At 38.2% G+C, this 25,422-nt stretch carries 22 protein-coding genes; 8 read left to right on the forward strand and 14 right to left on the reverse strand.

From position 1 onward, the window contains the following. Positions 1-20: 20 nt before the first annotated feature. The 4 genes from AAEY68_RS07690 to AAEY68_RS07705 form a co-directional block, all read right to left on the reverse strand. Positions 21-3,032, reverse strand: a complete 3,012-nt coding sequence (locus AAEY68_RS07690) for a hybrid sensor histidine kinase/response regulator (protein ID WP_502935708.1) — start codon at positions 3,030-3,032, stop codon at positions 21-23. Between the two features lie 326 nt (positions 3,033-3,358). Then, a complete protein-coding gene (locus tag AAEY68_RS07695; RefSeq protein WP_008171197.1) occupies positions 3,359-4,567 on the reverse strand; it encodes an ABC transporter permease in 1,209 nt (402 codons plus the stop codon). Further along, entirely contained in the window at positions 4,560-5,348 is a 789-nt protein-coding gene (locus AAEY68_RS07700; RefSeq protein WP_024592592.1) for an ABC transporter ATP-binding protein, read from the reverse strand. Before AAEY68_RS07700 ends, AAEY68_RS07695 begins: the two co-directional genes overlap by 8 nt. Continuing rightward, a complete protein-coding gene (locus tag AAEY68_RS07705) occupies positions 5,345-6,157 on the reverse strand; it encodes a DUF3025 domain-containing protein (RefSeq protein ID WP_024592591.1) in 813 nt (270 codons plus the stop codon). The genes AAEY68_RS07700 and AAEY68_RS07705 overlap by 4 nt, the downstream gene beginning before the upstream one ends. A gap of 112 nt (positions 6,158-6,269) precedes the next feature. On the opposite strand from AAEY68_RS07705, the gene AAEY68_RS07710 reads away from it, so the two are divergent. Beyond that, positions 6,270-7,895 (forward strand): M28 family metallopeptidase, encoded by a 1,626-nt coding sequence (locus AAEY68_RS07710; RefSeq protein WP_024592590.1) that lies wholly within the window; start codon positions 6,270-6,272, stop codon positions 7,893-7,895. A 160-nt stretch (positions 7,896-8,055) separates the two neighbouring features. Further along, complete coding sequence (locus AAEY68_RS07715; protein ID WP_024592589.1) at positions 8,056-9,231, forward strand: putative manganese transporter; 1,176 nt, start codon at positions 8,056-8,058, stop codon at positions 9,229-9,231. Positions 9,232-9,301: 70 nt separating this feature from the next. Here the strand turns inward: AAEY68_RS07715 and AAEY68_RS07720 are convergent, their stop codons facing one another. The 7 genes from AAEY68_RS07720 to seqA form a co-directional block, all read right to left on the reverse strand. Continuing rightward, complete coding sequence (locus tag AAEY68_RS07720) at positions 9,302-9,667, reverse strand: DUF805 domain-containing protein (protein WP_007586837.1); 366 nt, start codon at positions 9,665-9,667, stop codon at positions 9,302-9,304. A 148-nt stretch (positions 9,668-9,815) separates the two neighbouring features. Then, positions 9,816-11,399: a dihydrolipoyllysine-residue acetyltransferase gene (locus tag AAEY68_RS07725; protein WP_024592588.1), complete on the reverse strand. Its 1,584-nt coding sequence runs from the start codon at positions 11,397-11,399 to the stop codon at positions 9,816-9,818. Between the two features lie 8 nt (positions 11,400-11,407). Further along, positions 11,408-12,385, reverse strand: coding sequence for an alpha-ketoacid dehydrogenase subunit beta (locus AAEY68_RS07730; RefSeq protein ID WP_008171214.1), 978 nt, complete (start codon positions 12,383-12,385; stop codon positions 11,408-11,410). Then, a complete protein-coding gene (locus tag AAEY68_RS07735; RefSeq protein WP_024592587.1) occupies positions 12,385-13,599 on the reverse strand; it encodes a thiamine pyrophosphate-dependent dehydrogenase E1 component subunit alpha in 1,215 nt (404 codons plus the stop codon). The genes AAEY68_RS07730 and AAEY68_RS07735 overlap by 1 nt, the downstream gene beginning before the upstream one ends. Positions 13,600-13,864: 265 nt before the next feature. Continuing rightward, on the reverse strand, positions 13,865-14,917 hold the full coding sequence (gene astE / locus AAEY68_RS07740) for a succinylglutamate desuccinylase (protein ID WP_024592586.1): 1,053 nt from the start codon (positions 14,915-14,917) through the stop codon (positions 13,865-13,867). A 121-nt stretch (positions 14,918-15,038) separates the two neighbouring features. Beyond that, positions 15,039-16,676, reverse strand: coding sequence for a phosphoglucomutase (alpha-D-glucose-1,6-bisphosphate-dependent) (gene pgm / locus AAEY68_RS07745; protein WP_350585769.1), 1,638 nt, complete (start codon positions 16,674-16,676; stop codon positions 15,039-15,041). A gap of 9 nt (positions 16,677-16,685) precedes the next feature. Then, positions 16,686-17,282 carry a replication initiation negative regulator SeqA gene (gene seqA / locus AAEY68_RS07750; protein ID WP_024592584.1) on the reverse strand — a complete coding sequence of 199 codons (597 nt, stop codon included), beginning with the start codon at positions 17,280-17,282 and terminating at the stop codon, positions 16,686-16,688. 220 nt (positions 17,283-17,502) lie between these two features. Between seqA and AAEY68_RS07755 the strand changes: the two genes are divergently transcribed. The 5 genes from AAEY68_RS07755 (at position 17,503) to fur (ending at position 20,040) form a co-directional block, all read left to right on the forward strand. Next, complete coding sequence (locus AAEY68_RS07755) at positions 17,503-18,270, forward strand: alpha/beta fold hydrolase (protein ID WP_024592583.1); 768 nt, start codon at positions 17,503-17,505, stop codon at positions 18,268-18,270. Between the two features lie 95 nt (positions 18,271-18,365). Then, positions 18,366-18,587 (forward strand): DUF2788 domain-containing protein, encoded by a 222-nt coding sequence (locus tag AAEY68_RS07760; RefSeq protein WP_002962930.1) that lies wholly within the window; start codon positions 18,366-18,368, stop codon positions 18,585-18,587. Between the two features lie 2 nt (positions 18,588-18,589). Beyond that, complete coding sequence (gene ybfE, locus AAEY68_RS07765; RefSeq protein WP_002962928.1) at positions 18,590-18,868, forward strand: LexA regulated protein; 279 nt, start codon at positions 18,590-18,592, stop codon at positions 18,866-18,868. A 14-nt stretch (positions 18,869-18,882) separates the two neighbouring features. Continuing rightward, entirely contained in the window at positions 18,883-19,410 is a 528-nt protein-coding gene (gene fldA / locus AAEY68_RS07770) for a flavodoxin FldA (RefSeq protein ID WP_007586856.1), read from the forward strand. A 186-nt stretch (positions 19,411-19,596) separates the two neighbouring features. Beyond that, positions 19,597-20,040 carry a ferric iron uptake transcriptional regulator gene (gene fur, locus AAEY68_RS07775; RefSeq protein WP_007586857.1) on the forward strand — a complete coding sequence of 148 codons (444 nt, stop codon included), beginning with the start codon at positions 19,597-19,599 and terminating at the stop codon, positions 20,038-20,040. A gap of 308 nt (positions 20,041-20,348) precedes the next feature. On the opposite strand, the gene glnS is transcribed toward fur, so the two are convergent. Next, positions 20,349-22,007, reverse strand: a complete 1,659-nt coding sequence (gene glnS, locus AAEY68_RS07780) for a glutamine--tRNA ligase (RefSeq protein ID WP_024592582.1) — start codon at positions 22,005-22,007, stop codon at positions 20,349-20,351. Positions 22,008-22,225: 218 nt separating this feature from the next. On the opposite strand from glnS, the gene AAEY68_RS07785 reads away from it, so the two are divergent. Further along, complete coding sequence (locus tag AAEY68_RS07785) at positions 22,226-23,296, forward strand: DUF3083 family protein (protein ID WP_024592581.1); 1,071 nt, start codon at positions 22,226-22,228, stop codon at positions 23,294-23,296. Positions 23,297-23,356: 60 nt separating this feature from the next. On the opposite strand, the gene sucD is transcribed toward AAEY68_RS07785, so the two are convergent. Both sucD and sucC read right to left on the reverse strand, forming a co-directional pair. After that, positions 23,357-24,229, reverse strand: a complete 873-nt coding sequence (gene sucD / locus AAEY68_RS07790) for a succinate--CoA ligase subunit alpha (RefSeq protein ID WP_010552674.1) — start codon at positions 24,227-24,229, stop codon at positions 23,357-23,359. Continuing rightward, positions 24,229-25,395, reverse strand: coding sequence for an ADP-forming succinate--CoA ligase subunit beta (sucC, locus tag AAEY68_RS07795; protein ID WP_007586870.1), 1,167 nt, complete (start codon positions 25,393-25,395; stop codon positions 24,229-24,231). The genes sucD and sucC overlap by 1 nt, the downstream gene beginning before the upstream one ends. Between the last annotated feature and the right edge of the window lie 27 nt (positions 25,396-25,422).

Genomic DNA, 25,422 nt, shown 5'->3' on the forward strand with positions numbered 1-25,422 from the left:
TGATTCTCATTTAATAACGATTAACTTAGCCAGGTGATTAACTTATCTTTTAGCGTTCGTGGCTTGATTGGTTTAGTAATATAGTCGTTCATGCCTGCAGTTAAACAACGTTCTCTATCACCTTCCATTGCGCTTGCTGTCATAGCAATAATAGGTATGTAAGTGTAGTCTACCCCGGCCTTACTATTTCTGATTTCACTTGTTGTATCGTAGCCATTTAAGTTAGGCATTTGGCAATCCATTAAAATAACATCAAAAGCTTGCTCTGTGTTTTCTCTTAATGCATCTAATGCTTCTACACCGTCTGATGCACAGGTGATTTTTACTTTAGTGCGTTTTAAAATCGCCTTAGCAACTTCAATGTTTATCATATTATCGTCTACTAATAATATATGATAAGCAGACAAGTCAGGCTCTACTTGTTCTTCTGTTAAGCCTTTTGGTGGCGCTATAATGCAATCATTACTGGCACCAAATAAGCTGGCTAACTTATAGCTAAATTGATCTTGGGTAAGCGGTTTATTTAGAATGTGGCTACCCTCAGGTAATATCATTTTAGTCGGTTTATCGGTCACCATGTCGCGTAAAATTAAGACGTACTTTTTATTAAACTGTTTACAGTAATCAATAAGGGCATCAATTTGAGGATGCTCATCGTCAATCAATAATAAGTCAGCCTCAAACTCTTTATGCTCACTAAAGTAGTCGAGTCTTACAATGTTTTCTGCATTTACTTTACAGGTTAGTAGCAATAAATCGCACACGTTTTTATAAACGTTATCGCGCGCTATTAATGCCGCTACGTTAATACTTGTAGCAAGCTCAATACCTGTGTTTAGTTTTTTCTCTTGTGCTACATGTAGCTCAACTGTTGCGGTAAAGGTACTACCAGCACCCTTTTCACTTATAACCGTAATATTACCACCCATTAACTGAGCAAGTTTTTTACATATAGATAAGCCTAAGCCTGTACCACCAAAATGACGGGTTGTACTTGAATCTTCTTGTGTAAACACTTCAAATAGTTTGTCTATGTTCTCTGGCGCTATACCAATTCCGGTATCTTTTATTGTAAAGCTCATTAATAACTTTGAGTCGGTAATGTACTTAGAGCCGACAGTTAAACTTACTTCACCTCGGTGGGTAAATTTAAATGCATTATTAACTAAGTTAATTAAAATTTGTTTTAGTCGATGGCTGTCGCCAATAACCATTCTATCTACTACATCTTTTGTATCTAAGAATACTTCAAGACCTTTGCGCTGGCCCTGTAACGCTAAAGAGCTAATCATATCGCTACATACTGTAACAACATCAAATGTATGATTATCAATATCAAGCTTACCCGCTTCTATTTTAGAAAAATCGAGAATATCGTTAATCAAATTCATCAGAGAGTTAGCACTACTATTAGCTAATTTTAAGTAATGGTATTGTTGTTCACTTAAGCCATCTTCTTTGAGCATTTCAAGCATACCCAAAACGCCATTCATCGGTGTGCGTATTTCGTGAGATATATTTGCTACAAAGTCACTTTTTGCTTGGCTCGCTGCTAATGCTTGATCAATTGCTCGCTCTAGCTCAACAGTCCTTTGTGATACTTTTAGCTCTAAAGTACTGTTTAAGCCTTCAAGCTCTGATTGAGTATTTTTTAATGAGCTAATATTTCTTAAAATAGCCGCTACCTGATAACGGTTATTGTAGACATCAAAAATACTACTGAGTGTAATTGAAAAGTATTGTTTGTTGCCATAACCATCTGTGTAGATAGCTTCAAACGGCATTTTTGATCCGTTTGAAATAGTCTCTTCTATACAGTTATTATCGGCTTCATTTAAGTTAAATAAAGAAACAAAGTCAGGGCTAGTGACTGAGATTGAATTACCGAAAACCTCTTTAGCTGTATTATTAAAGTGAACAATTTCGCCGTTTTGCTCAATTGTAAAAATAGCATCCAAAGAATTTTCTATTACTTTATTGTTTTGCTCTTTTAGAGAATTAATTAACAACTTACGGTTTATAAAACGTTGGTATAAAAAGGCAATAACTAAAAATACGCTAAAGAATACCACTAGCATTGCAATAAAGTTTTGACGCCTTTCGTTCACCTTTGCAAACAACGTTTTAGTATCAACACTTACACCAAGCTCTAAAGGTAACATCGCAATATCACCATCAAGCGAAATACGTTTTTTTAACGTGTAAGCAATTGGGTAATTGCTTAGCGGTAAAGTGCCTTGCTCTGCCATTGTGCTTGCAGTGGAAAATTCTTCAGTCCATGTTTTTGCTTTATTAAATTCAAAACCGAAGCGTAATTGAGAGTTTGGATGATATAAAAATTCACCTTCATTATTCATTAGGTAAATTTGTGTTCCTTGTGGAGATTCAACCGTTAAACTTTTTATTAATTTATCAGCAAAGTAGTTAGTGACTAATATTGCAAAAATTTTATTTTTTTCATCAAAAACAGGCTTAGCTACACGAAAAGTACTTATATAAGGTTCTTGTATCTGCCCATTTTCACGGTTGTAGTTAATTGGAGAAATATAAACACTTTTATTATCGAGCATACTCGCTTTTATCATGTAATCGCGTTGGCCTTTCTTTTGTAATTGCAGACCTTGCAGTCGATTAATTTCTCCAAGTTGGTTTCTATCAACCCTGACAACTTCTTGCCCACCATCTGCGAGAATAATATAGCGAGCCTGAAGTATGCTGTCGTCTGTGCGCATAAAACCACTAAAAATACTCGCTAAGCGCTCTTCCCAAACGTCAATGTGCGTGCCTAACAAGGGATCTATTTTCTTGTTTTCAGTGGCGCGAGTAATGCCTTTAATCGGGGGCGTTGCGTCTAAAAAGCGAATAGCGGTAACACTATCTTTAAGATGGCTTTTTAGTGAAAGGCTTTTTGTTTCAAGCTCACGTTTTAATTCTATTTGGGCTGAATTATAAACATCACTTCTTACTTTTTGGTCAAACAAATACAGAGATGGTAAAGCTATAAGAACAAATATTATTGTTGCAACGAGCATTAGTCTATTATTTTTTGTCACATTCAAAAAATTATTCTTTTTCAACATTTACCTTCACCATAAATTTTTATTGTTATTAGTATAGAGCATTAACGAAAGAATTGGACCACCTAACTAATCGGTTATCGTTATAATTTTTATAATAAAAAGACTAAATCATTAGTTTTATTTAGAGCACACTCTCTATATGAATTATAAATGAATGAGAGTACCCATATCGACTTACACAGACTATAAAATAGTTGTTTCAACCAATCATCCCTTTAAAATATAAAAGGTAGCCAATGCTACCTTTCATATTTTTTCAGAATGCTAAATCTATATAATTATCTAAACAGCACATCTTCTCTGTTAAACCATTTAACGCAAAATGCCAGTAGTCCGGCTGCAATGATTGCAGTTGCTAAAAATATTAAGCCTACAAATGTGTAATCAACAGTCCCTTTTACTATTTCTTTAATTGCTAAAGCCACGTTTGTAACAGGAATGAATGCTGTTTTAGCAGTAAGCTCCATATTTGGCATTATTGAAATAATAATAGGGAAAAACACGCCCATACTTAACGGGGCCATATAGTTTTGTGCTTCTTTAAACGTACGTGCATAAATAGATATAGCCAGTGCCAAAGCCGAAAATATAGCAGCCACAGGCAGTAGCAATACAAATATCATCAGTAAATCGGTTACCGCTAATGTACTAAATGCCGCTTTAATAAAATCTAGATCGGCAAATGCTAACGCCAGTGCTATCCAGCAGCCCATACTCAAGACCGTTATGGTTGTGGAGGCAATGGATGTAGTTAACAAAGTTATAAATTTACCAAGCACCAGCTCTGTACGCGTAATAGGTGTAAGTAGGAGTGTTTCTAGCGTGCCGCGTTCTTTTTCGCCAGCGCCTAAATCAATAGCGGGATAAGTAGCCCCCATTAGTACTAATGGTATAAGTAAGTAAGGTAAAAACCCGCCAATTTTTTCGCCAAGGTTTTCACGTTTATCGGCTGTATCCACCTTAATTACTTCAATTGGGTTAAGAATAGATTTTTGAACAGACTCTTCAATACCAAAACTGATTAGCTTTTGAGTTTGCAGCACGTCACTGTATTCTTTTGCTAGCTCTTTGACGCGTTCGAATAAAAAGTTGATAGATTTTGAATCGTTAAATACAACTTGCCACTGACTTTGTTCACCATTATCTAGTGTTTGCTCAGCATGGCTTGGTAAATAAATACCCATATCAATATCGCCAGCTATTACGCCAGCTTTAAGCTCTTCAATGTTATTAAAGGTTTTAGCCCCTTTATAAAGCTCAAAACTTTTGTGATAAAACACTTTGTCAGTAAATTCTTGTGCGTATTCACCATTAATAATGGCATACGTATTTACTTTTTGTTCTGCGTCCATTGCTGCTTGTGAGCTTATAAATGCCATTACGGCAAACAATAACGGAAATATAGCGACAGGAAGCGCAACAACAAATAATAGCGTTTTTTTGTCGCGTAATAACTCTCTTAATTCCTTTTTAAATACCTCAAACATCATGTTTCTCCGTTAATATGTTCATAAACGCTTGATTAAGCTCATCACTATTACCTGCTTGTTTAAATTCATCTACTGTTCCGTCAAAGCAGCTAATACCTTCGTTAATTACAGCGACTCGGTCACATAAAAGTGCAACTTCATCTAAATGATGGGTAGAAAAAATAACAGGAGTACCTTGCGCCTTTAAACCCTTAATAAATTGAATAACGGTTTGCGTGGTCATTATATCCAGACCAGTTGTTGGCTCATCAAGTACAACAACTGCTGGGCGATGCACAACAGCACGCGCAATATTTGCTTTTTGCTTCATACCTGTTGATAGGTTTTCAGCACGCTTATCAATAAACTTATGCATATCAAGCAATGTGAATAGCTCATCACAACGCGATGCAATATCGCTTTTGCTCATACCGTGGAGCTTTGCAAAATACTCTATGTTTTCTTTTACAGTTAAGCGACCATACAAACCGGTAGAGCCCGATAAAAAACCGATAGACTTACGCCCCAGTAGCGGTTTTTTTACAATGTCGTTTCCGGCAATTGTTATTGAACCTTCATCAGGCTTTAACGCGGTTGAAATCATTCTAAGTGTAGTTGTTTTACCCGCACCATTTGGGCCTAGCAACCCAAGTACTTCACCCTTTGCGCAGCTAAAACTCACATCTCGTACTGAATGAAAGTAATCTTTATCTTCACGGGGGTCGATGTCGTCTATTTTATTTTTTTTGTGATCTTTAGTTAGCTTAAATTTCTTTTTAAGCCCAGCAACTTCTATCATGTTCGTATCCTTCGTTTCGCTCTAAAATAATCTGTATTGTTGTAAAAAGAGTCGTCTTTATTTTCGTCATGCCAGCCAGGCACACCTAATAAAGGCAGTGGTGAAAGCTGTTTGTTATCGGCTAAGCAGTTATCTGTATTAATCATCTCATAAAGGGCTTGGTCTAGGTACTGATATTGAGTAACTAAATCTTTACAAAATATTTCATCCGGTACACAAACAAACAATGCTTTACCCGTTAAACCTATATAAGGTTTGGTGAGCATTTCATAATTAGCATGGCCAAACATAAAAGGTTTTATTGTTTTACCCCACTCATGCTTGTGTTCAACAAATGCTGTTTTCCATTGATGATCGCAAAGCCACTGCTGCCATTTACTCTCACTTATAGCTAATACAACACCACATTCATCAAAGAGCGTTAATGCATTACGATGTTTGGTACGCTGTTGTAATCCATGTTCAGCTATATCTTGTACATGCCGCTGGTTAATAAGTGCTTTGGTTTTAGGAAATAAACACCAAATAAAGCCACCAAATAAGTCATGCCAGTTCTCACTGCGTGTAGGTACAACGCCGGTTTCAAAAATAACTTGTTCGTAATAACGATCGCCAAAATCTACCTTTGCATCATCTTCAAAACTAATAGGAATATTATTCGCATTAATAGCGGTTAAAAATGGAGAAAACCACTGCGGCGCCGGCCAATCTGTTAGTTCGTTAACTTTAAATAGCTCACGTAAATGCGCAAATGCACCTGTTTCTAAACTACTGATTTGCCACTGCTCGGGGGGAGTAAAACGCTTCATTTAAACCTTTAACAATTTATGCCTCTAATTTACGAGAAGTTTACCGCAAAAACTGGTTCTACTTAATAGAAGTTAATATACTAATCACAACTTAAAACAAAAAAGAGCTGACATGAAACATTATTTCTCTCTCACACTCCTCGCTACTGCTGTTTTAGCAGGTTGCGCAACAACAAGTATTACACCTACTGATGTAACAAATGGTTATAACAGTATCCAAGCTGATGAACTGGCTAAACATGTAAAAGTACTTGCATCAGACGAATTTGGTGGTCGTGCTCCTTCATCACCAGGCGAAAAGCTAACGCTTGATTATTTAACTGCGCAGTTTAAAGCTTTAGGTTTAAAACCAGGTAATGGCGACAGTTACTTACAAGAAGTGCCATTAGTTTCTTTAGAAGCAGATTCGAACATGGTGCTTAGTATTGGCGGTAAAGACTACCAATACAAAAAAGACATGGTTATGGGTAGCAGCCGCATAAGCGCACAAGAAGGCATAGAAAATTCTGAACTTGTATTTGTAGGCTATGGCGTTAACGCGCCTGAATACAATTGGAATGATTACGAAGGCTTAGACGTTAAGGGCAAAACGGTTGTAATGCTGGTTAACGATCCGGGTTTTGCAACAAAAGACCCTGCTTTATTTACTGGCGACGCAATGACCTATTATGGGCGTTGGACATACAAATACGAAGAAGCGAGTCGCCGTGGTGCCGCAGGTGCAATTATTATTCATGAAACAGCACCTGCATCTTACCCGTGGTCGGTTGTTGAAAATTCTTGGAGCGGCGAGCAGTTTGGTTTTCAAAAAGAAAACAACAACATGGACCGCGTAGCCGTTGAAGGCTGGGTTACAACTGACGTAGCAAAAGAGCTTTTTACTAAAGCAGGATTAGATTTCGATACTGCGAAAGAAAACGCAGCTAAAGGTGCTTACCATGTTGATATGGGCGATTTAACTGCTTCTGTTAATGTTAAAAACACGATTAAAAAATCAGTATCGTATAACTTTATCGCCACTTTACCTGGTAGTGAAAAACCAGATGAGCATGTTATTTACTCGGCTCATTGGGATCACTTAGGTACAGACAAAACACGTAAAGGCGATCAAATTTATAACGGTGCTCACGACAATGCAACGGGTACCGCTGGGCTAATTGAAGTAGCTGAAGCCTTTACTAAATTACCAAAGCACCCTAGCCGCTCAATGACATTTTTAGCAGTAACTGCTGAAGAGCAAGGCTTATTAGGGTCTAAATACTATGCGGCAAATCCCGTGATTGCAGCGAATAAAACAGTCGCTAACATAAACATGGATAGCTTAAATTTATTAGGCAAAGTAAAAGACATGAATGTGGTTGGTATTGGTAAATCACAAATGGATGAGTTTTTAGAAACTGCGGCTAAAGAGCAAGGCAGAACAATATCAGGTGATCCTAAACCATCATCGGGTGGCTATTACCGCTCTGATCACTTTGCATTTGCAAACATGGGCATTCCGGCTATGTACGCAGGTGGCGGCACAGTGGCTGCTGATGAAGAAACGGCTAATTACCGTAAACGTATGAGTTTAGTACTTCGCGGTTGTTACCATCAACCATGTGACCGTTACCGTGATGAATGGGATTTATCGGGTGCTGTTCAAGACTTACAATTATTTTATAAAGTAGGTTTTGATATTTCTGAAACAGAACAGTGGCCAACGTGGAATACAAACTCTGAATTTCAGCGTAAGTAACCCAATTTAATCACAGCCTTAAATTCAAATTTAAACTAACTTAGATTTGGCTATCGAAAAACTCAAACAGAGTAATCGATTTAAATAGATGCAAATGATATTGATTATCATTTAATTAAAATATACAGTGTGACCTAGTTAATTTATTAGGTCGCATTGTATGATTTCACTCCCTCACATTGGTTTTATTACTCCTGCCTCAAAACGATTTTTGAGCCAAAATAAACGCTTACTGCTGCCTTTATTTATTTTAACTTGTCTTGCAATACCGCAATTACGCGAAATAACAATGACCGCACTAAGTGATGCATTTTTTCAAGTGAGTGTGTTTGTTGCTGCTACCCTTTTAATTTATTACTACGCTATAGAACACTTACCTCAATTAGAGCTTAGTTATTTAAGTGCCAAGTCCCCTATTTTAGAAATTAGCTTTGCAGCGGTTTTAGGTGCATTACCTGGCTGTGGTGGCGCTATTATTGTGGTTACTCAATTTACAAAAGGCCAAGCAAGCTTTGGTGCTATTGTTGCTGTGCTAACAGCTACAATGGGAGATGCAGCATTTTTATTACTTGCTACCCGCCCTACTGAAGGCTTGTTAATTATGGGAATAGGGTTAGTTGTGGGTACATTCAGTGGTTTACTGGTTAATACAATACACAAAAAAGACTTTTTACGCCCAACAGCGCAAGAACAAAAGCACCAAATTAAAATACTCTCAACTAACATTATTAAAATCAGTAAACCGGTTTGGATGGTAGCAATTATCCCAAGCCTTATAATTGCCTTTTTGATTGCCTTCAATGTTGATTTTTCGCAGTTTGGAGCAAGCACAGGCACTGTAATTACGCTATTTGGTGCATTAATGGCTTTATTTATTGTTAGTATTTGGGCACTTTCGTCAAGAGGTGAAAGCTATCAAGAAGTAACGTCAGAAGACGATGCATGTAACCCCCCTTCTAAAATAATAAAAGTATTACAAGATACCCATTTTGTAACGGCATGGGTTGTAGCCTCTTTTATGCTATTTGAGATTTTGGTTAACATTGCAGGACTTGATTTAAAAACGTGGTTTGTACATTACGCCTATTTGGCCCCATTAATTGCAGTGCTTATTGGTTTTTTACCTGGTTGTGGTCCGCAAATAATTGTTACAACGCTTTATATTCAAGGCATTATTCCCTTTAGTGCTTTAGCAGGAAACGCAATTTCTAACGATGGTGATGCGTTATTTCCAGCAATAGCAATGGCGCCTAAAGCTGCAGTTATAGCTACACTTTATACGTCTATTCCCGCATTAATAGTTGGTTATGGGTTGTATTTTTTTGCTGAAATTTAAAAGAATGAGAAATAAAAAAACAAAAAAGCTCAGCAATTGCTGAGCTTTTAACATGTTAAGTTATTCTTACTTATACAGTAGTTGGTTCTACTGCTAATTCTTTTGGATTTGGACCAAAATCGTTTTCACCTTCGTGCGAATCTTGCGCAAGAAAAACAATTAAAACAATCCAACCAATGACTGGCACTAACCAAAGTAGCTGCCACCAGCCTGAACGGCCTGTGTCATGTAGACGACGAGCACCAATACTTAAGCCAGGAATAAATAGCGCTAAGCTATAAATAGAGCTTACGAACATTGTGTCTGTAATACCATCTATAACACCTGTCAAAAGCGAAAAAATAAAATTAATTAGCATAAACATCCAAAATGCTTTACGACGATTACGGCCTGAAAAATCTGCGTAGCTACGCAACGCGTTCATATAGTGTTCCATAAAATTTCCTTAGTGTTATTTTTTATATTCCCTAACGGGGTTAATCCAATTACTTTTTAGTAACATTTGTATCTTAATTAAAAACAGCTGACATTAAAACAAAAACCAGCTAAAAGCTGGTTTTTATTAAATATTAACAATTTAGCTATTAACTCATAGCCATCATCATTGCCGATGGGTTTTCTAAGTAAGACTTCCATAGGTTATTAAAACGAGCAATAGTGCCCCCATCAATAACACGATGATCGCCAGACCAGCTCACTTGCATAATAGCTTTACTCACAACCTGCCCACTTTCATCAAAACGCGGTAGATGCTGCAGTTTACCTAGCGCAACAATAGCCACTTCTGGTTTATTAATTATAGGGGACGCGATAGTGCCGCCAATAGCACCAATGTTAGAGATGCTAATTGTCCCACCTTTTAAATCATCGGGTGCAACACGGCCTTCTCGCGCTGAATGAGTTAAGCGGGTTAAATCATTTGCCACATCAATAATGCTTTTACTCTGGCACGATTTAATATTAGGCACTAACAAGCCAATTTTAGAATCAACCGCTATACCGATATTATGATCGTTATAATAGGTAAGCTCTGAGCATTCATCGTTCACTTTTGAATTAAGTACAGGGTACTCTTTCATTGCTAGCGAGAGTGCTTTTACAAAAAATGGCATCATGGTGAGCTTAACGCCCTGTGCTTTGTACTGCTCTTTTAAAGCGCTACGCAAAGCTATAAGCTGTGTTAAGTCTATTTCATCACTAAACGTAAAGTGCGGAATAGTTGAAACCGAAGCCACCATTTGCTTGGCCATGGCCGCTTTAATGCCTTTAATTTTCTCTACTCGTACGCCACCGCTTTGATTCTGTGTTTGGTTTTGTACTGCACTTTGAGAAGCATCGCTATTAAGCGGTGAAGTATCAATAGTATTTGGCACTTCGCCTTTTACAAACTCTTCAATATCTTGCTTGTAAATACGTCCATTTTTACCACTACCTGGTACACAGGTTAAATCAACATCTAGTTCACGTGCTTTACGACGAACCGCAGGTGATGCAACCGCTTTTTGATTGATAACTTTAGCAGCTTGCTGCGTTTTAACAGGGGCAACTTTTTCAGCGACGGCATTAGTTTGAGCCTTTACGACCGCTTGGTTTATATCAACACTTGGTTTTGCTGCACTGCCTGCAATTGTCATTTGAAACAACGGGCTATGTACTTTTGCTATTTCGCCTTTTTGGTAATATAGTTTTTTTACTGTGCCTGTATATTTTGCCGGAATTTGTACTAATGCTTTGTCGGTCATTACGTCACAAACCGCTTGGTCTTCTTCTATTTCGTCGCCTTCAGCAACTAACCAATCAACAATCTCACACTCAACAATACCTTCACCAATATCCGGTAATATAAAGTCCTCAACCACATCAGCTGCATCATTAGTTTTATTTTCAGCTTGTACTGGCTCTTGTACTACTTCATTGCTAATGCTTTCACCTGCTACATCCATAGCGAATAAAGGGGCATGTACTTTAGCAATCTCACCTTTTAGATAATATAGCTTTGAAATAACGCCATCATGCACTGCCGGAATTTGTACTAATGCTTTGTCTGTCATAACATCGCAAATTGGCTGATCCTCAGATACGGTATCGCCTTCTTGTACTAGCCATTCAACTACTTCGCATTCAACAATGCCTTCACCAATATCGGGTAATATAAAATCTTTAGCCATGGTAACCCCTAAAAATCCATTGATTGTTTAATTGCAGCCAACACTTTTAGTGCATCTGGTACGTATTCTTTTTCAAGTGCCAGCGGGTATGGCGTATCTAGACCACATACACGTAAAATTGGCGACTCTAAATGCAAGAAACACTCTTGTTGTATTGTCGCGGCTATCTCTGCACCAAAGCCATTGGTTATAGGCGCTTCATGACTCACGATTAAACGGCCGGTTTTAATAACCGATTTAGCAATCGTTTCAACATCCCATGGTAAAATACTACGAAGGTCAATAACTTCACAGCTTATACCTTGCTCACTTGCTTGCTTTGCTGCATCTTCAATAATCTCCATTTGAGCACCCCACGCTAAAAGCGTAATATCAGCCCCCTCTTGCACTACTTCAGCCGTGCCTAATTCAATACTATAATCTTCTTCTGGCACTTCGCCAATTGATGCACGATATAAACGCTTAGGCTCAAAAAATATGACCGGGTTATCGTCTTTAATTGATGCACGTAATAAACCTTTAGCTTGATAAGGGTTACGCGGTACAACTACTTTCAAACCCGGTGTGTGTGCAAAATAGGCTTCGGGTGATTGTGAATGGTATAAACCACCAGCAATACCGCCACCATAAGGTGTACGAATAGTTAAGTTACCGACATTAAATTCATTACCACTGCGATAACGAAATTTAGCGGCTTCATTTACTATTTGATCAAACGCTGGGAAAATATAATCAGCAAATTGAATTTCTGCCAATGCAGGCGCACCAAAAGCAGCTAAACCATTAGCAAAACCTAAAATACCTTGCTCGGTTAAAGGCGTATTAAAAACACGATGTTTACCATACTTTTCTTGTAAGCCCGATGTTGCTCTAAATACACCACCAAAGTAACCAACATCTTCACCAAAAATACAGGCTTGAGGGTGTTCATTCATCGTAATATCGAGAGCAGAGTTAATTGCGTGGAGCATGTTCATTTTAGCCATTACTTAATTCTCCCTGCGGTTACTGGGTAAGCATCTGGATGCTGTTTTATATGTTCTTTTAGTTGCTCGTACTGGCGTTGCAATAATGGAATTGGTGTATCGTAAACGTCAGATACCAGTTCTTCTAAAGCGGGCTTTGCAACAACTTCAGCACGTTTAAGCGCGGCTAAAATTTCTTCACGAATCGACTCTTTTGCTTTTATATCGTCTTCTTCGTTTAACCAGTCTTGCTTGACCAGCCATTTTCTAAATTTATCAATAGGGCACGTTTGATGATTCGCTTCTTCATCTTTAGAGCGATAACCACTTGGATCGTCTGACGTAGAGTGCGCACCCAAACGATAAGCAATCGATTCAATGAGTACAGGCTCACCTTGTGTTGAGGCTATTTCGCGTGCTTTTTTAGTCGCCGCATACACAGCAAGTGCATCTGTGCCATCAACACGAATTGTTTTAATGCCATAACCCACACCACGCGAGGCAATACCATCGCCTTTAAATTGCTCATCAGCAGGGGTTGATATTGCATAGCCGTTATTACGTGCAAAAAATATAACCGGCGCTCTGTGAACAGCGGCCATATTTAAACCGGCATGAAAGTCACCTTCAGATGCAGCACCTTCACCAAAGTAACAAATAGTCACATTATCAATTGTGCTGGCAAGCTCGCCTGTTTTAACGTCGATGTGCTTTATTTTTTGGCCATATGCATAACCCGTTGCCTGTGGTATTTGCGTACCCAATGGCGATGAAATCGTCATGTAGTTTAGCGCTTTAGAACCATAGTGAATTGGCATTTGACGGCCTTTGCCTAAATCCAATTCATTTGAAAACATTTGGTTCATAAATTGATCAAGCGTAAAGCCACGATAATGCAGGGCTGCCTGTTCACGATATTGAGCCATGATCATATCGTCTTGATCAAGTGCAGCAGCAGAGGCTGTAACTGCGGCTTCTTCGCCTAGGCATTGCATATAAAAACTAACACGGCCTTGGCGCTGCGCGCCTTGCATACGTTCATCTAACAAACGTATAAAACGCATTGTTTCATATAACTTAATAGCGGTATGTTTTGAAATGTCAGGTGCGGTTGCACTAGGATGAATGTCGCCGTCCTCAGTTAAAATACTAAGGGTTGGAATATTAAGCGCTTGACCATCAATAAATTCAAGCTCGTGGTTAATATTCAGCGATACGTTATTTGGATTACTCATAACCTACCTTCTTTTGTTGTCGGTAAAACAGTGCCCCTTTAAATTATTATTGTGGGTGATTGTTGCTGGTTAAACTTTGCAACATCTGCACTATCTTTAATTAAAGCTGCCAACACTTTACGTTAACGTAAAGTGTTATTCAACAGATCTGGGACGAAACAAAAGCAAATACTGGTTAAATAAGTGGCAAGTTAACGATACGGTTACTTTAATTTATAGTAATCATATAGTTAACTTTAAGTTAATAGTGGTCTGATGAGTTAAATTAGACGAAATTGCTATCAATATCCATTGGAATAACAGTAAGGAGTGCTCTTTGCCCTAATGCTACGCTCGCATTAGGAAAAATAATAGCCTCTCCTTCAACGTCAGCGTAAATCGCTGTACCACCGTCGGTTGCAAGTAGTTCACCTTTCGCAAAGCCAGTAAAGTTCTCGGCATCGTCAGAAAAAGGAAAGCTAAAATCGTTCTGCGTTCTATTAATTGTGCGATGGACAGCAAACAATTCAAAATCGTTTGCATTAAATTCAGGATATTTAACTTCATTTTGACTAATTAATGCAGTTAAGGTTTGCTTTGTTTTTTCAAAGCGAGCCATATCGTTTTGACCAAATGGCTTAACTTGACCCAGCTCTACCGTAAAAGAATCAGCACCGTGTATAAATGACGAATAATAGCTAAATGTTGTTGCAGGAGATTTCATCATAAGCACGGTATTTACACCACAACTCAATAAAAATTGTAGCTGCGACTTTTTCCATGGCTTACCATGTAAAAATGGATACACAGCAAATTTTTCGTTTTTAGAGCCTCTAATTGCAGTGTGTAAGTCGTAATGACATCGCGTACTGCCTTGCTCGCCACGTGTATAAAAATCGCTTACGTATTGCTCAAGCTTTGCAGCGCGGTTTCGCTCATTATTCATTGGTACACCTTCAACTGTATGGTGACCATTAAATAATCTATTTAAGTTTTCTTCTACAAAACGCAGGCCAATATTAATTGATTGTGGATTACCGTAAATAAACAAAACACGCTGCTTAAGTATCAGCTCGCCTTTTATAATTTGTTTAATAAGTGCATCACAAATTTCAATTGGGGCAGTTTCGTTACCGTGTACAGCGCTTGAATAAACTACATCTTTTGACGTTGTAACAGCAGGTTGAAACTCAATGACTCCGGTATCGTGTATATTTACACGAGTCCCATTATCTAAAACAAAGTCACCTGCATCTAAATGCCATTCGTTGTCACGACTAAGCGTTAAAAAATCGCCTGTTTGTTTTAGTTCATTTAAGTAAGATGGATTGGCTGACATATAATAAGCCCTTTAAAAATAATGTGAGAGTAGACTCTTATGCATATATTTTTATAAATACACAAGGTATAGAAACGAAAACGGCTGAATAAATCAGCCGTTTTAAAATTATTAGATTAAGTTAGCTTATAACTGAATCTACAAGCTTTTTAGCTTCTTTTTCAAGTAACGCTAAATGCTCTTCACCTTTAAATGATTCAAGGTATATTTTATAAATATCTTCAGTACCTGATGGACGCGCTGCAAACCAGCCATTTTCAGTGACCACTTTTAAACCACCAATGGCGGCATCGTTACCGGGTGCATGAGTCAATTTTTGCAAAATAGGCTCGCCAGCAAGTGTATCTGCTTTAACATCAGAAGCACTCAATGCTTTTAAACGTGATTTTTGACCGCTTGTGGCTGGTGCATCTAGGCGTTTATAAATTGGAGAACCAAACTCTTGTTCTAATTCTTTATAAAGCGCTGATGGCGTTTTACCTGTCACAGCAAGTATTTCTGCAGCGAGTAGACCCATAATGAAGCCGTCTTTATCTGTACACCATACAGAGCCATCAAAACGTAAGAATGCAGCACCTGCGCTTTCTTCGCCACCAAAGGCAAGCTTGCCTTTGCTTAAGCCTTCAACAAACCATTTAAAGCCTACTGGTACTTCTTTAACCTTACGGTTGTTACGAGCAGCTACTTTGTCGATCATAGAGCTAGAAACCAATGTTTTACCAATTTCTACGGTTTCATTCCAATCACGGTGTTTAAGTAAGTAATCGATTGCCACTGCTAAAAAGTGGTTTGGATTCATTAAACCATCTGGCGTTACAATACCGTGACGATCGTAGTCAGGGTCGTTACCAATAGACACATCAAAATCATCTTTTAGTGCAATAAGATTTGCCATTGAATAAGGTGATGAACAATCCATACGAATTTTGCCGTCTTTATCAAGTGGCATAAAAGCAAAACGTGGATCAACAACATCATTTACTACGGTTAAATCTAAATTATATTTTTTTGCAATGACTGGCCAAAAGTTGATGCCTGAACCACCTAGTGGATCGATACCAATTTTAATACCTGCATCGCTAATTGCTTTTAAATTAACGATATTTGCTAAGTCATCAATATAAGGAGTCATTAAATCTTCGTAGCGGATAAAGCCAGAACGCGATGCTTTAGCGAATGGGAATAACTCAACTTCAACTAAATCTTCTAGTAAAAGTTGATTAGCTCTGTCTTCAATCCATTTAGTGACGTCGGTATCTGCTGGTCCGCCATTAGGTGGGTTGTATTTAAAGCCACCATCTTCAGGAGGGTTATGCGAAGGCGTAACAACAATCCCGTCTGCTAATTCATTTGGGTGTAGCTTATTGTGGCTAACTATGGAATGGCTGATAACTGGCGTTGGTGTAAAATCACCGTCTTCTTGCGTTATCACTTGCACTTCGTTAGCAACTAATACTTCAATAGCCGAGTTAAATGCGGCTTCACTCAATGCGTGTGTGTCTTTGCCTAAAAATAACGGACCAAATATGTCATTTTGTTTTCTGTAATCACAAATAGCCTGAGTAATCGCTAAAATGTGTGATTCGTTAAATTTAACATCGTAAGAACAACCACGGTGGCCTGAGGTACCAAAGGCAACACAATGCTCTGGATTTTGTTCAAGATCAGGTTCATTTAAGTAATACGCAGATACTAATTTAGGTACGTTAACCAGTGCCGATTGTGGAGCAGTTTTGCCTGCGCCTGAGTGAATAGCCATTATATTTCCTTACAGGTAATCGCGAATTTTTTCAGCTTGCTCTGCACTATATCCAAGGCAAAGAGCAACTTCATGAAGCATCATTTTTTTACGCGTTGTATTAGAATTAGTCATAACCCAATATTCACTATCGGTTATGTTTTTAGGATTCATACTACTACCGCTATTTACTAAAGCTTCTTTACTAGTAGCAAAGTAAACACGGTCACGCCCTTTTATGTCTAATACCGCAGAAAAATCAGTTTTATGTGTGCGGTAAAATGCACTTAAAATAAACAAAAAGCGTCCAACAACACCTTTTTGCATTGCCAGCTCTTCTTTATTTAATACATTAAAAACATTATCGCTTTTTTGCTTCACGGGTACGTGAGCTACAGGCGTTTGTTTTTTTGAAGTCTCAGCAGCAGATGGCTCTGAGCTTTTTAATGTGGCGGTAGACGTAGTCGCAGTTTGATTATTTTGAGTTAGTTCTACGTTTGCGGTTTGAATTTTTTCGCCGCTCAGATTTAATAAACGACGTAAAATAGTGGATGCACTTTCACCAATACTTTGCGTATTGCTAGCAATATATTGATATAACTCGTCGTCTATGTCGATTTGTTTCATGTTCTTCCTGTCATTACGGGTCACATTTTTTTCTCCCGTGTGATTATACCCAAACCAATCAGAAATGCGAGTTACAACAAGCACTCCCGTAAACATATTAATATTTACCTCATTGTTGTTGATTTAACAAACAAAAGCCCAACTTAATAAATAGTCGCTGTATTTTTTGCTTTTTAGAGCAATGCTCGGCAAACTATGGCGAAATTTTCAGGAGGCGAGTATGCAGTTAAATTACAAGCAACAAGGGCAAGGTCCTAATGTTATTTTGATACATGGGCTTTTTGGATCATTAGAAAACCTAAATGTAATAGCAAAACCATTAAGTGAACACTTTAATGTTATTAACGTTGATTTACGTAACCACGGGCTTTCTCCTCATAGTGATGAAATGAACTACCCGGCAATGGCACAAGATATTGTTGAGTTATTAGCACATTTGAACATAGATAAAGCACATTTAGTTGGGCACTCTATGGGTGGTAAAGTGGCAATGGAATTAGCGCTTACACATCCTGAACTTGTAAATAAGCTTGTTGTACTTGATATAGCACCTGTTAGTTACCCTGCTCGGCACACAAAAATATTACAGGCATTAAAAGCGGTTTCAGCACAATCAATTGACGATAGAAAACAAGCTGATGCTCTAATGCAGCCTTACATAGAAGAACAGGGAGTTCGACAGTTTCTACTTAAAAGCCTCGCTAAAAATGAGGAAGGTCATTTTGCATGGCGATTTAACTTAGATGTGCTTGACGAAAAATATTCTACAATCACATCCAATGTTAATGAAAACAATTCTTGTTTATGCGATACTCTTTTCATTAAAGGTAATGATTCTGACTATATTTTGCCCGAGCATCGTACTGCAATTAAAGCTCGCTTTAAAAATACCAAGGCTAAAATAATTCATGGCGCAGGCCATTGGCTTCATGCTCAAAAGCCACTTGCTGTAAATAAAGCGATAAACGACTTTTTAACTGCGGTTTAAAGCAATTTTAATCGCGTGTTTTTGATTTTGCGCACTAAATATATGAATAATTATATGCTATAGTACGCGCCGTTTAATTTAAAGGTTATACGTTGATGGTCAGTCAGTTAATTAACGAATTTGATACCCTAGGGTTGTATTTTGGCTTAGCCGGTATTTTCATATTCATCGGCATGGCAATTAAAGACGTACTAAAAAGTGGCAATGTGCCTAAGTTCGGACAATACATTGTCTGGGGCGTGCTCTTTTTAGGTTGTTCAGGCTTTATTGCTAAAGGTCTTATTCAAGTATTTTGGCAAGGCGCAGGTGTAGGTTAAGCATGGCGAAGTCAGAAACAGATAGAACTACACTCGATTTATTTGAATACGAAAAACGCCCAGGCAGACCTAAAACCAATCCCCTATCACGGGATATGCAGTTAAAGGTAAATAAACGTAATCAAATAAAAAGAGATAAAGCACGTGGCTTAAAGCGTGTTGAATTTAAAGTTTCATCGCAGTTATATCAAGCATTGAGTGATATGGCAGATGCACAAAATATTAGCCGCAGTGCGCTGATTGAAACGATTTTACAAGAAAGATTGGCTATTGATACATAAAAGGTTTTAAATCCATGGCAAGTGTAGGCATTTTTTTCGGAAGTGACACAGGTAACACAGAACACGTAGCAAAAATGATCCAAAAAGAATTGGGTAAAAAGCTAGTGGCTGTTCATGATATTGCAAAAAGCTCTAAAGAAGAGATTGCTGAATTTGATTTAATCTTATTCGGTATCCCTACTTGGTACTACGGCGAAGCACAATGTGACTGGGATGACTTTTTTCCAGAACTTGAAGAAGTAGACTTTGAAGGTAAACTTGTTGCTATTTTTGGTTGTGGAGACCAAGAAGATTACGCTGAGTACTTTTTAGATGCGATGGGCATGATCAACGATATCGTTACTGAACGTGGCGCTATTGTTGTTGGTCATTGGCCGAGCGAAAGCTATGACTTTGAAGCATCTAAAGGCATGGCTGATGATAAGCATTTTGTAGGTTTGGGTATCGACGAAGACCGTCAACCAGAGCTTACAGAACAACGTGTTAAAGCATGGTCTGCTCAAGTATATGAAGAAATGTGTTTAAGTGAATTAGCTGACTAATTTACTGCATATATCGCTAGCTGTTTAAATAATTATCAAACAGTTAGCGTTTTAAGCTTTAGTGGCAATATAAATCAATTGTTCTTTGCACTTAACGCTTAGGCACGTTATCCTGTTTGTTGCTAATGTGTCGTGTACATCTTTGCAAGATGTCTAGTATAACCAAATAAAATTGAGACAGATTTAATGACTGATCATAACTTGGAACTTAAAAAAGCCGGTTTAAAAGTAACTTTACCGCGTATTAAAATATTAGAGATTTTACAATCTCCAGATAACCAACACATCAGTGCTGAAGATGTTTACAAAATTCTTTTGGATCTAGGTGAAGAAATTGGTCTTGCAACTGTATATCGCGTACTTAACCAATTTGATGATGCGGGTATTGTAAGCCGTCATCACTTTGAAGGTGGCAAATCAGTATTTGAACTTTCAGGAAGCACACACCACGATCATTTAGTATGTTTGAAGTGTGGCAAAGTGGTAGAGTTTGAAGATGAGATGATTGAACGTCGTCAACTTGAAATTTCTGAAGAAAATGGTATTACACTTACAAACCATTCTTTATATTTATACGGTGAGTGTAATGATAAAGCAGCGTGTAAAGAATTTAGCGACGCTAACAGCTAATACCGCTTTAAAAAAGCAATAAAAAACCTGCTAAGTGCAGGTTTTTTTGTGTCTAAAATACGCTTGTAATGAATATACCCAGTAAATACTGGGGATATTAAACCTGAACTCTGGTTAAGAGATTTACCAACGCATTGAATCATGGTGATATTTAAATTTATTTTCTCTAGCCAGAGATTTTAAGTGAAAACAAGGCGAATTCACGCGTCAATAGCTGGCCTCTTGCAAGTAAATTCAACGCAGTTAGCGCTGAAAATAGCTGCTCGAGATAGATTTATTATCCAGAGTTCAGGTTTTTTAGATATTACTTATTGAGTCTTAGACCATGAATCACGAAGACCCACTGTTTGGTTAAATACAACGTTCTCTGATTTAGAATCACGAGAGAAATAACCCGTACGCTCAAACTGAAAGCCCTGCTCTGCTTGTGAATTAGCAAGCGATGGCTCTAATTTAGCGTTTGATAAAACAACCAGTGACTCTGGATTTAATGTTGTTTCAAACTCATCAGCGGCTGCTGGGTTTGGAACACTAAACAAACGATCGTATAAACGAACTTCTGCCGTAATAGACTCTGGTGCTGAAACCCAGTGAATAACACCTTTTACTTTACGTCCATCACTTGGATTTTTACCAAGTGTTTCAGTATCGTAAGTACAGAATATAGTTGTAATTTCGCCATTTTCGTCTTTTTCAACACGTTGTGCTTTAATAACATAAGCACCACGTAAGCGTACTTCTTTATCAAGCACTAAACGTTTAAACTTGTTATTCGCTTCTTCTTTAAAGTCTTCTCGTTCTATATAGATTTCACGAGTAAATGGTACATCACGACGACCCATTTCTTCTTTATTTGGGTGGTTAGCCACAGATAAAACCTCAACCTTGTCTGCATCGTAGTTTTCAATAACAACTTTAACAGGATCGAGTACGGCCATTGCACGTGGTGCATTTTCGTTTAGATCTTCACGGATACATGCTTCAAGCATACCCATTTCAACCATATTCTCTTGTTTTGTTACACCAATACGCAAACAAAACTCACGGATTGAACCTGGTGTATAACCACGGCGACGTAGGCCTGCAATTGTAGGCATGCGTGGGTCATCCCACCCTTCTACATGGTTATTTACCACTAAATCGCTTAACTTACGCTTAGACATAATTGTGTATTCAAGATTTAAACGTGAAAACTCAATTTGCTGTGGGTGACACTCTAAACTAATGTTATCAAGTACCCAGTCGTACAAACGACGGTTATCTTGAAACTCGAGTGTGCATAATGAATGTGTAATACCTTCAAGTGCATCAGAAATACAGTGCGTGAAGTCATACATTGGGTAAATGCACCACTTGTCTGCTGTTTGATGATGATGAGCAAAACGTACGCGATAAATAATTGGATCACGAAGCACCATAAATGAGCTAGCCATATCAATTTTAGCACGCAGGACACATTCGCCTTCTTTGAATTCGCCAGCACGCATTTTTTCAAATAACGCTAGGTTTTCTTCAACTGATGTATCTCTGTACGGGCTATTTTTACCTGACTCTTTCAATGTACCACGGTATTGGCGTGCTTCGTCTGCTGTTAAAAAACAAACGTACGCTAAGCCTTTATTTATAAGCTCAACAGCGTAACCATATAAAGTATCAAAATAGTTAGAAGAATACTTTATATCGCCATCCCAGTTAAAACCTAACCACTGTACGTCTTCTTTTATAGAATTAACATAGTTAATGTCTTCTTTTTCTGGGTTTGTATCGTCAAAACGCAGGTTACATAAACCGTTATAATCTTTTGCGATGCCAAAATTTAAACAAATTGATTTGGCATGACCAATATGCAAAAAGCCATTTGGTTCAGGTGGAAAACGTGTATGCGTTGTTGCATGCTTTTTACTTGCTAAGTCTTCATCAATTCGGGTTCTAATAAAGTTACTTGGGCGATTCTCAATTTCCGCCATAGGAGTGCAGTCCTCTAAATATTACGTAATAACAAAACTAATGCATTATTACAAAAACATACACTAACATACAGCACTAGATTAAGGTTTATTTTTGATATTGCTTAACTTTAATTCAGCTGAACCATTGTTTATGAATAAAATTTGTTTTAACGCAATATTTAAGTCATCTAAACAGTTTATAGTAGGTAAATAACCTACATTATAAGGATTTAAAGATGGCGACACTTAATCAACATCGTGTATATATTCCAACTAATGCACGCGCTAACCACTACCTTTTAGCTGAAATAACCCCTAATCACGATTTTTATAAAAGCTTTAGTGATATAAATTGCTGCTATGAACGTATTGCACGCCAGCTGTTTGCTTCTTGTGATGAGTACGAGCTTTATAATGTGCACTTATTAGCGAATGATAAACTACCCGTTGTAAGATTTAATGATGAGTCTTATCAATTAGAAACAGATAAACAAATGCTCTTTTTTTATAATCCCCGTTATCACGAAGCGCATAAGATTTATTACACTGAAGGTACACCAAGTAAAAAAATACGCATTCTATTTTTAGCAACAGGCGATGATTTACGAGCCAATTCTGCAGAATTTCATAATAAAGTCCAAAAAGTGTTAGACACTTTACAAGGACAACTCTTAATAAATCAGCCCCAGTTTAAACTACGCGACCATCAACACTTAACGTATGACCTATTTGCTAAAGAAAAAGGCAACAAGGAAAGCTATGGTTACAAATTAAGAAGTCTCTACCCTCGCTACCAATCAAGACAATGCAGCATACCCAATGATTATGCAGAGATGACTTACGCCACTTTTACTATACCGGTTTCGCGCGCTATTAAAACGCAGTTTCAAACACTAATGAACACAAACGATTATGCTAAATTTTATGACTACTTTGCTTATGCATTTATACGTGCGTGTCAAAATAATAACTTAAACCATGGCGCTATGGTTGCTAACGGTGCAACGCCTATTATACGCAACAGTAAAATAGATAAAAGTGAAGGTAATGATGAACTTCAAAAGTTAAGTTTTGATATTGAATCTAATGAAAATCAAATTAAGCACTTTTATGAAGCAAGTAAATTGGTAGAAACGCTGCATTTTGTAGTAGTCGCAACGCAGCAGGATAAACATGAAATGGGCTACGGTCGATTTATGAACCAAGTAGAAAAAACAATCTATACTCTGTGTAATGAGCTGGCTATAAATAAACAACGCCAAGACTTATCTGTACGTTTTTTCCAGCATATTAGTTACCCGTTCTAAATTTTCATCTAATAACAAAAAGGCCCGCATATGCGGGCCTTTTCAAAGAAAAACAAGCGATTACCAGCCTGTTTTCTCTTTAAGTGCTTTACCGATATCAGCAAGTGAACGTACAGTTTTTACGCCCGCAGCTTCTAATGCAGCAAATTTCTCATCAGCAGTACCTTTACCGCCGGCAATGATTGCGCCAGCGTGACCCATACGCTTACCTTCTGGTGCAGTAACACCAGCAATGTAAGATACTACAGGTTTAGTTACGTGAGCTTTGATGTACTCTGCAGCTTCTTCTTCTGCAGTACCACCAATTTCACCAATCATTACGATTGCTTCAGTTTGTGGATCTTTTTCGAACATTTCTAGAACGTCGATAAAGTTAGTACCTGGAATTGGATCACCACCAATACCAACACACGTAGACTGACCAAAACCAGCATCAGTAGTTTGCTTAACTGCTTCGTACGTTAAAGTACCAGAGCGAGAAACAATACCTACTTTACCAGGTTTGTGGATATGACCAGGCATGATACCAATCTTAGTCTGACCTGGAGTAATAACACCTGGGCAGTTAGGACCGATCATACGAGTACCTGTTTGATCTAGTTTGATTTTAACATCAACCATATCAAGTGTAGGGATACCTTCAGTAATACAAACTATTAGCTCGATGCCAGCATCGATAGCTTCTAAGATTGCATCTTTACAGAAAGGAGCTGGTACGTAGATAACTGAAGCAGTTGCGCCAGTTTCTTTTACAGCATCACGAACTGTGTTGAATACAGGAAGACCAAGGTGCGTTTGACCGCCTTTACCTGGGCTAACACCACCAACCATTTGTGTACCGTACTCAAGCGCTTGCTCTGAGTGGAAAGTACCTTGGCCACCAGTGAAACCTTGACAGATAACTTTTGTATCTTTATTGATTAATACAGACATTATTTGCCCTCCGCAGCAGCAACAACTTTTTCAGCAGCGTCTGTTAGTGATTCAGCAGCAATGATATCTAGACCAGAGTTCTTAAGAACTTCACGACCTAATTCAGCATTAGTACCTTCTAAACGTACAACTACTGGTACGGTTACGCCAACTTCTTTAACTGCGCCAATGATGCCTTCAGCAATCATGTCACAACGAACGATGCCGCCAAAGATGTTTACTAAAACAGCTTTAACATTGTCGTCAGAAAGAATGATTTTGAATGCTTCAGAAACACGTTCTTTAGTAGCACCGCCACCAACATCCAAGAAGTTAGCCGGCTTGCCGCCGTGTAGGTTTACGATGTCCATAGTACCCATTGCTAGGCCTGCACCGTTAACCATACAACCAACATTACCGTCTAGAGCAACGTAGTTAAGCTCGAAGCTTGCTGCGTGTGCTTCACGAGCATCTTCTTGAGATGGATCGTGGAATTCACGGATTTTAGGTTGACGGTAAAGTGCATTACCATCAATACCGATTTTGCCGTCAAGACAGTGAAGGTTGCCTTCATCTGTAATTACTAACGGGTTGATTTCAAGTAGTGCGAAATCAAAATCAGTGAACATTTTACCAAGACCCATAAAGATCTTAACAAACTGTTTCATTTGTACTGGGTTAAGACCCAATTTGAAACCTAGTTCACGTGCTTGGTAAGCTTGAGGACCTACTAACGGGTCGATCTCTGCTTTGTGGATAAGCTCTGGTGTTTCTTCAGCAACAGTTTCAATTTCAACGCCGCCTTCAGTAGACGCCATGAAAACTACTTTACGAGATGCACGGTCAACTACTGCACCTAGGTACAATTCGTTAGCAATGTCAGTACAGCTTTCTACTAAAATTTTAGCTACTGGCTGGCCTTTCTCGTCTGTTTGGTAAGTAACTAGGTTTTTACCTAACCAGTTAGCTGCAAACGCTTTTACTTCTTCGATAGTTTTAACTAGCTTTACACCGCCAGCTTTACCACGTCCACCTGCGTGAACCTGAGTTTTAACAACCCACATATCGCCGCCAATTTTTTCAGCAGCTGCAGCAGCTTCTTCAGGTGTATCGCAAGCGTAACCTGTAGAAACGGGTAAACCATATTCGGCAAAAAGTTGTTTTGCCTGATACTCATGCAAATTCATGATGCTTTATCCAATTTTTTATACTAA

Origin of the sequence: Pseudoalteromonas sp. RB2-MNA-CIBAN-0110 (assembly GCF_040309305.1) — a bacterium.
Lineage (GTDB): Bacteria > Pseudomonadota > Gammaproteobacteria > Enterobacterales > Alteromonadaceae > Pseudoalteromonas > Pseudoalteromonas arctica.